This is a genomic window from Streptomyces odonnellii, from assembly GCF_000981895.1.
Lineage (GTDB): Bacteria > Actinomycetota > Actinomycetes > Streptomycetales > Streptomycetaceae > Streptomyces > Streptomyces odonnellii.
Map to the genome: position 1 here is coordinate 1 of NZ_LATD01000133.1, position 10,563 is coordinate 10,563.

The following is a 10,563-nucleotide window of genomic DNA, read 5'->3' on the forward strand; positions in this document are numbered from 1 at the left end:
ACCCACGGACGACTCCACACCGGAAACCCCGCCCCCGAGCTCCCCACCGGCCACGGAGAAACCGGACGACCAGCTCTGCCTGCTCGTCATCTGCCTCGGCTGATCGGGATCGGCTGATCACGGCTCCGGGCGGTCGTTCACGGGCCGATCGTTCACCGCGGATCGTTCGCCGGGCGGTCGTTCGCCTGTCCTCCAGCGCCTGCCCTCCAGGCCCTCAGGCCTCGCCCGTGGTCGCTGTCGCGTGTGGGGTGGTGGTGCCCCAGCTTGCGAGGAGGCGGAGGGCCTCGTCCGAGGGGGAGCCCGGTTCGGCGTGGTAGACGACCAGGACCTGTTCGTCGTCGTCCGGGAGTGACATGCCCTCGAACGAGAGGGTCAGCGGGCCGACCAGCGGGTGACGGAGCTGCTTCACGCCGTGGCTCTTCTCCTTCACGTCGTGGGTGGCCCAGAGGCGGCGGAACTCCTCGCTCTTCACCGACAGTTCGCCGATGAGCGCGGACAGTTCCGGGTCTTCCGGGTGGCAGCCCGCGTACAGGCGTAGCGAGCTGACCAGGTCGGACGCCTTGGAGTCCCAGTCGACGAAGAGGTCGCGGTAGGCGGGCGAGAGGAAGACCAGGCGCGCCCAGTTCCGCTCGCGGAGCGGCAGCTCGCCCCAGTCGCCGAAGACCGCCGCGGCCATACGGTTCCAGGCGAGGACCTCGGAGCGGCGGCCGCTGACATAGGCGGGGACGCCCTCCATCACCTCCAGGAGCTGGCGCAGGCCTGGCCGTACGTGCTGCGGGCGGATGGCGGTCTGGCGCTTCTTGTGGTGCTTGGGGCTGGCGAGGTGGTTGAGGTGGGCGCGTTCCGCGTCGGTGAGCCGGAGGGCGCGCGCGACCGCGTCGAGTACCTCCGTCGACACATTGCGTCCGTTGCCCTGCTCAAGACGGGTGTAGTACGCGACGGACACCCCGGCGAGCTGCGCCAGCTCCTCGCGCCGGAGGCCCGGTACGCGCCGGTGCCTGCCGAAGTCGGGCAAGCCCACGTCCTCGGGCTTGAGCCTGGCCCGCCTCGTACGCAGGAACTCGACCAGCTCGGCCCGGCGGTCGAGGGGCTCGGCCGCACCGGAGGGGGCTGTACCGGAGGGGGTCGTACCCGAGGGGGCCGGGACCTCCGGCGTACCTGCCGTCCCCCTCGTACCTGCCGTATCCGTCGTACCCCTCGTACCTGCCGCACCGCTGAAGGCCGCCGCGGAATCCGCGCCGGTGGCCGTACCGCCCGAAACGTCGGTGGCCGCGCCCGGGGCGCCGAATGCGTTCGCCCGATCGTCCATGCCATCCAGTATTCCTGGGTGCTCCTGGTCGTACGCCCAGAAGCCTGACCCCACCAGTAGTACCCCCGCCAGTGGTACGACCACTGAACGTATGCAAACCGGTGGCCTGGGTAATCCCCCGCGCCCGCACCATGCTGATCGGCATGTCCGGACCAGTCGGTCCCGGGCGCGGAATGATCTTTCTAGGAGACCCCCCAGGCATGACCACCGTTGCCGCATACGCCGCTCCCGCCGCCAAGGCTCCTCTGGAGCGCACCACCATCGAACGCCGTCCGGTGGGCGAGTTCGATGTGCTGATCGACATCAAGTTCGCCGGCATCTGCCACTCGGACATCCACCAGGCCCGCGACGGCTGGGGCGGGGCCATATTCCCCATGGTCCCCGGCCACGAGATCACCGGCGTCGTCGCCGAGGTCGGTTCCGGAGTCACCAAGTTCGCCGTCGGCGACCGGGTGGGCGTCGGCTGCATGGTCGACTCCTGCCGCGAGTGCGAGAACTGCCGCGCCGGCCTGGAGCAGTACTGCCTCCAGGGCAATGTCGCCACGTACAACGCCCGCGACAAGAACGGCGACCCCACCTACGGCGGCTACTCCGCCCAGGTCGTCGTCGACGAGAACTTCACCCTCCACATCCCGGACGGCCTCTCGCTCGACGCCGCCGCGCCGCTGCTCTGCGCGGGCATCACGACGTACTCCCCGCTGCACCACTGGAACGCCGGCCCCGGCAAGAAGGTCGCGGTCGTCGGCATGGGCGGCCTCGGACACATGGGCGTCAAGATCGCCCACGCGCTGGGCGCCGAGGTGACCGTACTCAGCCAGTCGCTGCGCAAGAAGGACGACGGGCTGCGGCTCGGCGCCGACCACTACTACGCGACCAGCGACCCGAAGACCTTCGAGGAACTGCGCGGCACCTTCGACATCATCCTCTCGACGGTCTCGGCGCCCATCAATCTCGACGCGTTCCTGTCCCTGCTCAGGACGGACGGCGCGCTGGTGAACGTGGGCGCACCGGAGGAGCCCGTCTCGCTCAACCTCTTCTCCCTGCTGGGCGGCCGCAAGACCCTGGCCGGCTCGGGCATCGGCGGAATCCGCGAAACCCAGGAAATGCTGGACTTCTGCGCCGAGCACGGCCTGGGCGCGGAGATCGAACTGATCGAGGCGAGCCAGATCAACGAGGCGTACGAGCGGGTGCTGGACAGCGATGTGCGGTACCGGTTCGTGATCGACGTCGCGACGATCTGAGCGGGCGCGGATTTCTCCGCGGCCGAAGCCACCGGGTGCTGCCCGGAACCGTACGGGCTGACCTACGGTGCTGATTGACCTGCGCACGAGAAGCCGCCGGGCGTGAGGGGGCTGCTGTCCGGCGTAACCAGGGCGCCCCCGGCCCGACGGCACTCGGCAGCCCCCTGCAAGGTTTTCGCAAGGGTGCGGCAGGCGTTCCGTCCCGGTCGGCGGAAAGAGCCTCTGACGGAGGAACAATCCGCAGAGAATCACGGGGGACACCATGTCGGCGCTCGGCGCATCGGATACGACCGGACAGCAACCATCCGCGAGATCACGTCAGTGGCTGACGCTCGCGGGACGCAAGAAAGTGTTGGCCATTGCCCATACCCTCACCTACCTGAAGCGGCTCCTCGACGTCCTGTCGCTACTGGAGGCCGACTTCCGTGTGCAAGTGGTCTTCACAGTGCCGCCGCATGTCTTCGGCGACGAAGTACCCCGCTTCCTTGGGCAGTTGGGGAGCCCGGTGCTTCCCTGGGAGGAAGCGAAACGTCTGAGGTTCGATCTGGCGCTGGCCGCGGGTCCGCAGGGTGTCGCGGATGTCAGCGCACCGCTCATCGCGCTGCCGCACGGAGCCAACTACGTGAAGCGCATCGTCGGAGCCGGAGAGGCCGAGGCCGGTGTGGCGGGGCTGCGCCGGAGGGACATCATGCCGGACGGGAAGACGCTGCCCGCGGCACTCGTCGTACCGCATGGCGATGAGCTGCGCGAGCTGGCGCGGTCCTGCCCGGAGGCCCTGCCCGTCGCGCGTGTGATCGGAGATCCGGCCCACGACCGGATCACGGCCAGTCTGCCGCTGCGCGACGCGTATCGCCGGGCGCTCGGGCTCACGGACGGGCGGGAGCTGGTGGTGTTCGCTTCGACCTGGGGGCCGGGCTCGTCCTTCGGGCGGATCGAGGCGCTGGTTCCGCGGCTGATCGGTGAACTGCCGGCGGACCGGTACCGGACGGCGGTCCTCGTCCACCCCAATGTGTGGTCGGGGCACGGACCATGGCAGGTTCGCGCGTGGCTGGCGCAGTGCAGCAGGCGGGGGATCGCGATCGTGCCTCCGGAGGCCGACTGGCGGAGCGTGCTGATCGCCGCGCACCGGATCATCGGTGACCACGGATCGGTGACGCTGTACGGGACGCTCACCGGAGCCCCGATATTGCTGACAGGCTCGCCCGCGGAGGAGATCAACCCCATGTCTCCGGCCGCCGCGCTCGCCATGACGGCACCCACGCTCTCCCCTGCCCATCCGCTCGTGAGCCAGCTCGACTACGCGGCGGCCGAGTACCGCGAGGAGGAGTACGCCGCCATCGCCTCCCGTATCACTTCGGAACCCGGGGGCTTCAACCGACGGATGCGACGGCTGATGTACGAGGTGCTCGGGCTGGGGCAGCCCGCCCACGAGCCGCTGACCGTACCGCTGCCGATGCCTCCTCCGCTGGAGGCGTGGACCGCCGCGTCCGCACGAGGGGCGGAGTCGGCGTGAACCGCTGCGGAGCCGGTGCCGGTTCGCCAATACCTCTTCGTCGGTACCGCTTCGCTCTTCGTCGGTGCCGCTGCGCCGGTGCCGGACTCCGGAGATACGGGGACGAGGGTTCCGCTGCGCGGGCCCGGTATTCGATGGTCCGCCGGGTCACTCCGAGGTGACACCCTCCGGCGGAGGACCGGCTGGGGGCCGCTCCAGGCTCTCCAGCCGGTCCCTCAGCCGGTCCGCGTCGGCCGGACTGGTGACCTCGTGCAGCGCCAGCGCCCGCGTACAGGCATCCACCGCCGTCGCCATGTCACCGTGTTCCCGGGCACTCTCACCGAGCATCTCCAGCGTCCTGGCCTGCCAGTGGAGCGAACCGGACCGGGTGAACACCGCCAGTGCCTCACCGAGTTGGGCCGCGCCCGGCGCGTACTCGCCCGCGCGTACCCGGGCACGGCCCAGGAATGCGAGCGCACGTGCGGTGTCGTGCGGATCCTTTACCGCCGCAAGCGTGTCGTGGGCCCGGGTGAAGTACTCGACGGCTCGCCGCGGTTCGTCCACCGCGAGTGCGATCTCGCCCAGTACGACCTGTGACAGAGCCACGCCCCGTAAATATCCGCAGCTCTCCCAAGCGGTGATGGCCCTCGTCAGATAGGGAACGGCCGCGTCCAGCCGACCGGCGTTCCGGCAGCAGGCGCCCAGACCGTGCAGTGCCTGTCCTTCGTCCCGGACGTCCCCCGCCGCGCGCGCCGCCCGGAGTGATTCCTCGTACCACACGATCGCGTCATCGATCCGGCCTGCGGCGTCCAGTCCGATGGCACCGGAGTTGAGCATCTGGCGCTCCGCGGTACGGTTCCGGGCTCGCCTGGCGGCGGCGAGTCCGAGCTCGTGAGCCTCGATCCAGAGGTCGTAGTGGCGTCGGCGCAGGAACAGGGGCCAGGCGGCGTCGACGAGCTGCCAGGCGCAGTCGTCCCACCCGTTGTCCGAGGCGGTGCGCACGAAGCCCATCAGATCCAGCCGGTGTCCGTCCAGCCACGCGAGTGCGCCCGCGTCGTCCGCGAAAGGAAGCGGCAGGTCGGATGGGTAGACATAGTCCCTCGGTAACGTGAACTGCGCCGGAGTGAGTCGTTCCTCCGCCGCGGTCACGGTCGCCAGGAACCAGTCGCACACCCGCCGCAGCGTCTCCGTCCGCGCGGATTCGCTCTCGTCCCGGGCGGCGCGGTCGCGCGCGTGGGCGCGTACGAGATCGTGGAAGCGGCAGACATCCGGGCCGATGTCCTCGACGAGGTTGGCTTCGATCAGCTCGTCCAGCGGACCTTCCGCCGACCCGAGGGACACCCCGCACGCCGCCGCCGCGGTCCGGACGTCGAACGTCCCCACCGGAAGCAGGCCGAGCCGCCGGTACAGGCGTGCGGCATCGGCCGTGAGTACGGTGTACGAAGCGTCCAGAGCGTTGCGCACGGCGGCTTCCCCTTCGATTTCGAGTGCGGTCAGCGGTCCGGCGTCCCGCGCGAGCGCGTCCGCCAGTGTTCTGAGGGACTGGCGCGGGCGTGATGCCAGGCGCGCGGACGCCACGCACAGTGCCAGGGGCAGACCCGCGCAGAGGGCCACCACCTCGCGCGCCGCGCGGAGTTCGCCGGCGGTACGCCGGTTGCCCACCCCGTGCGCGAGCAGTTCCAGACTCGCGGCCGGGTCCAGCACTCCGAGCGGGCGGAACACCGCACCGTCGACACCGAGTCCGGTCAGCCGCCGTCGGCTGGTCACCACGACCAGACCGTCCGGGCCGCCGGGCAGCAGTGGACGGACCTGGGCGGCGGTGAACGCGTTGTCCAGCATCACCGCCATACGCAGGCCCGCGGTCACGGAGCGCCAGAGCGAGGCCTGCTCGGCCAGGTCCGCGGGGACCGATACGACACCGAGCGCCCGCAGGAACTGCCCAAGGATCTCCGTCGGCGTCGCCGGGCCCGCGGCCTCCTCCGGCCCGGTGGCCGGCACCGTACCGGCGGGCTCCGTCCCGATGTTCACATGCCCCCGGAGATCGGCGTACATCTGCCCATCGGGAAACTCCTCGCCCACCGAATGGAGCCACCTGGACACCAGGGTGGTCTTGCCCACCCCTGCCGGACCGCTGACCACCACGAGCAGTTGTGAGGATCCCGGCTTCTGTACGAGGAGCCGGTCCAGGCCTCCCAACTCGCTGTCCCTCCCCGCGAAGTGGGCGGGTACCGATCGGAGTTGCCGGGGTGCCGACGGGCGGAACGCCGGAGACGGGGAGGCGGGGACGGGCGCGGCATGAATGTGTATGCCGCCCTGTACATCGCGTGCCTGCACGGTCGGGCCGTACAACCGGGCGGCGCCGTCAATGGTGTTCCCGTGGCTGCCGCTCGTGCCGGCCGCCGCCCGGGGCTGGTCCGCCGGCCGCGGCGAGCTCCTGGCCAACCGGGCGAGTCCCGCCATCAGGGGCGGGATCGTACGTGCCGCCTCGGTCAGCGCGTCGGCGAGCAGTCTGCGGAACAGGGGATCGCCCGGTGACGCGGCGGCCCGCCGCCACACCTCGGAGACAACGCTCCCCGCAGAGGTTTCCGCGCCAATCAGCGCTGAAAGCTCCTGCCGGATACGCCGGCCGTCGCCGTCCGGTTCCTGGACGAAAGCGCGTGCCAGCACGTTCATCACCTCGGCGGCTGTCACCGGATCCATGGGCCCCCCGCTGGTCAACCACCGTATGCGCGAACGCTGTTGTCGCCGCCCCTCGATTCCTCTGATTCCCGGTACCTATTTCACTACCCAGCTCATAGTCAGAAGAAGACACCAGTCGATCACGCAAGAGAACAGATCAGCCAGTTTCACCCATGGCCGACTGGCGGCCCTTCGGGCAGCGTGGCATCCTCGTCAAAAATTTGAAGGACCAGCAGCGGGAGGGCGCTGGTGGACTTCCAGATTCTCGGTCCGGTCGAAATCAGCAATGACGGGCACCTGCTGAACTTGGGGTCCGACAAACTGCGCTGTTTGATCGCCGCGCTCGCGCTCGACGTAGGACGCCCCATTGCCTTGGACTCGCTCGTCGATTACCTCTGGGACGACGATCCTCCGCCCACGGCGCGTCAGAGCACGCACACATACGTCTCGCGTGCCCGCCGGCATCTGCGCCGTGCCGGGGAGGCCCCCGACGCGCCGTGGATCAACCGCCGAGCCCATACGTACACCCTGGACGCCGACCCGGACTCGATCGACTGGCACCGCTGTCGGCGCCTCTACACGGAGGCACGGGCCGCGTCCGACGTCGGCGACGACGAAACGGCCCTGGCCCGGCTCGCCCAGGCGGAAGGCCTGTGGAAGGGCGAGGCGCTCGCCGGGCTGCCCGGCGCCTGGCCGGAGAGAGTACGCAGAACGCTGTCGGAGAAGCGTCTCGAAGCCACCGTCTCCGGCATCGCCGCGTCGTTGCGGCTCGGCCGCTTCACCGAGCTGATCAGCGAGTTGTCGGCACTCGTCGACCAGCATCCGGCCGATGAAGGCCTCATCGGGCATCTCATGGTCGCGTGTTACGGCAGTGGCAGATACGCCGACGCGCTGCGGGTCCACCAACAGGCACGTCAGTCACTGCGGGCGGAATTCGGCTCGAACCCGGGCGCCGACCTGGAGCGTATCCACCGCGGCATTCTCGACCGCGTTCCGGTGGACGATCTGATCCCGGGCTCGGTACGGGGTCGTACGCGGGACTCGGGGCCGCGCGGTTCCGTCGCCCGGAACACCGAACCACCCGCTCCGGCGTCCGGGACCGTAGCGGGCCCCATGGCGCCCCGGAACCTTCCGCGGCAGACGCCCCTCGTCGGGAGACGGGAGGAACTGCGGCTCCTCAGCGCGGCGATCGACACGGCCGCCGGAAACAGATCCCTTGTCACGCTGGAAACCGTGTCCGGAATGGCCGGAGTCGGGAAGACCGCCATAGCGGTCCACGCGGCGAACCAGTTCGCCGAGCACTTCCCTGATGGCCAGCTATATGTGGATCTAAGGGGACATTCCGCAGTTCAGGAACCGTTGACCGCGGAGGCGGCGCTCGCCCTGCTGCTTCGCCTCATCGGCATACCCGCCACGGCGATCCCCAGAGACCTGGAGGAGCGCACGGCCTTGTGGCGGACCATGCTCGCGGACCGCCGTTCCATCATCGTGCTGGACGACGCGGCCAATCCCGATCAGGTCCGGCCGCTCCTGCCCGGCGACTCGGCGTCTCTCACCATCGTGACCAGCCGCCGCCATCTGGCGGGCCTGCCGGACGCCCATCCGGTGCCGTTGGACGCGCTGCCTCCCGGCGACGCGATCGCGCTGTTCCGGAAGTTCGCGGGCGAGGAGCGTACGCAGGACATACGAGGGATCGCCGGAATCGTCCGGCTCTGCGGCTATCTGCCGCTGGCCATCGAGCTGGTCGCCAACCGCTTCCGGACACGGTCGTCCTGGACACTGGCCACCCTCGGCGAACGGCTCGCGCGCAGCCCTGGCCGGCTCGGCCAGATCACTGACGGCTACAACTCCATGGGGCGGGCGTTCGACGTCTCCTACCAGACACTGAGCGCGGGCCAGCGCACCGCGTTCCGCCGGCTGAGCCTCCATCCGGGAACGGAGTTCGGAGCAGAGGCGGCGGCGGCGCTGCTGGACCTGCCCGCTGCGGAGACCGAGCAGCTGCTGGAGGAGTTGTTGACGTGCCACCTGATCCTGGAGCCGACGCCCAACCGGTACAGAATGCATGACCTGCTCGCCGAATACGCGCGTTCGCTGGCCTCGTCCGAGGACAGCGAGGAGGACCGCGGTGCGGCCCTGGACCGCCTGACCGACTTCTACGTCGAGGCCGCGGAGCAGGCCGACCACCTCGCGTATCCGCGCCGGCTGCGGCTGACGGCCCGCGACGACGAGCCGGCGGTGCGCCCGCGCCACGCCGATGAGGCGAAGGCGTGGTTCACCACGGAGCGGGGCAATCTGCTGGCCGTCGAGCAGTACGCCCGTACGCACGGGGCACCGGACCGAGCCGCCCGACTCGGCCATGTGCTGGCGGCGTTCCTCGACGCGGAGTGCCACTGGTCGGACCTGAGCGTCATCGCCCGGCACACGGCCGACCACTGGAGCCGCACCGGGAACCAGCGGGCGCTCTGCCAGATGCTCGTGTACCTGAGCGAGACCCACGCCAACACCGCGCACTACCCGGAGGCGGCGGAGGCCGGCGAGCAGGCCCTGACGATCGCCCGCGCGACACGCGACTCCAGAGCGGAGGCGGAGGCGCTGCGCGTGCTGGGGGTACTGCAATGGCATATCGGAGACAACCGGAAGGCGCTCACGTTCTTCGAACGGGCCTTCGCGATCAAGGCTACTTCAGGGGACTCTTGGGACATCGCCCAGGGGCACAACAATATCGCGATAACTCTGCCCATTCTGGAAGAATACGACCGGGCACGCAAGCATTTCGAGCTTGCCGTCAGAGGATTCCGGGCGGTGGGTGACAAGAGAAGCCTGGGCAAAGCACTGAGCAATTTCGGTTACTTACTTCTCCGTTTCGGCGAGACGACAGAAGCCCGCCAGTCGTTCGAAGAGGCGTTACTGATCCTGGAGTCCGTGGGAAGTCCGTACGAGAAGGCCACCGTGCGGACGAATCTGGGAGACCTCCTCACGTCGTTCGGCGACAGCGAGGCTGCTCTACCCCTATACAGGGAAGCCCTTCTGCAATTCCGCTCACTCGGCGACCGAAAGAGTCAGGCGGACACCCTCAATGGCCTCGGCGAGGCATACCGCCTGGCAGGTCGCCGACGCGAGGCAGCCACATGCCACCGCGACGCTCTCGAAATCGCCCGAAAAATTGGCGCGACAGACGAGGAGAATCAGGCCCTTCTCGGCCTGCGGAATACAGAACCGGCCTCCATCGCGCAGACCGCTCCGGCCCAGCATGACGGCAACCCGGGCCGGTAGGGACTGGCACTTCGCAACTACTTCAACTCTCACCTATCTCGCCTGCGGGGAAGCCTCCGCATTGGGCGCTCGCGCGCGTTCCAGCACTCGAACATGGTGTACGCTATACAGCGTACAGTGAAGCACGAGAGGAACGCCAGCACGCCATGTACGCGTACGCACTTCTTTTGATGGCAGTCCTGAGTTTCGGCGCAATGGAACTCTCAGATACGGCGATACCCAAAACGGTGGCGATGCCGATAACAGACACCACAGACAGGTATATGCCTATCAAGAAGCTTGTATCTGATCAATAAAGCTTAGATCTGAGGGGGCGGCATTCACCGCCCCCCATTTTCGTGCCAGTCGATCAACTCGTCGCGGCCGGCTCGTAGCGTGGTTGGGGCGCAGACACCGGCGACGCGGTGGCCTCGGCCTCGTGCCGTGACGGACCTTGGTCGGCGTCAGGATGCGGCGCGTCGCTGGCGCTTTCTGCGGGAGCGGGTCTTCAAGGCGTATGTCGTCAATGGGCGTGTCGGCCAGGGGGGGTTGGGGACCTGGAGTGCCTGGGTGAGTGGGGGGTCCAGTAG

General features: G+C 69.0%; 5 protein-coding genes. 3 read left to right on the forward strand and 2 right to left on the reverse strand.

All coding sequences use genetic code 11. The features are described 5' to 3' along the window. Positions 1-214: 214 nt before the first annotated feature. On the reverse strand, positions 215-1,309 hold the full coding sequence (locus WH07_RS14235; protein WP_232788874.1) for a helix-turn-helix transcriptional regulator: 1,095 nt from the start codon (positions 1,307-1,309) through the stop codon (positions 215-217). Positions 1,310-1,509: 200 nt separating this feature from the next. Between WH07_RS14235 and WH07_RS14240 the strand changes: the two genes are divergently transcribed. Beyond that, a complete protein-coding gene (locus WH07_RS14240; RefSeq protein WP_046500229.1) occupies positions 1,510-2,550 on the forward strand; it encodes an NAD(P)-dependent alcohol dehydrogenase in 1,041 nt (346 codons plus the stop codon). Between the two features lie 262 nt (positions 2,551-2,812). Beyond that, complete coding sequence (locus tag WH07_RS14245; protein WP_198533804.1) at positions 2,813-4,063, forward strand: hypothetical protein; 1,251 nt, start codon at positions 2,813-2,815, stop codon at positions 4,061-4,063. 147 nt (positions 4,064-4,210) lie between these two features. On the opposite strand, the gene WH07_RS14250 is transcribed toward WH07_RS14245, so the two are convergent. Next, entirely contained in the window at positions 4,211-6,742 is a 2,532-nt protein-coding gene (locus WH07_RS14250; RefSeq protein ID WP_232788880.1) for a tetratricopeptide repeat protein, read from the reverse strand. A 228-nt stretch (positions 6,743-6,970) separates the two neighbouring features. On the opposite strand from WH07_RS14250, the gene WH07_RS14255 reads away from it, so the two are divergent. Next, the gene (locus WH07_RS14255; RefSeq protein WP_052744377.1) at positions 6,971-9,994 is read left to right on the forward strand and encodes an AfsR/SARP family transcriptional regulator; all 3,024 of its coding nucleotides are present in this window, start codon (positions 6,971-6,973) and stop codon (positions 9,992-9,994) included. Positions 9,995-10,563: the final 569 nt, after the last annotated feature.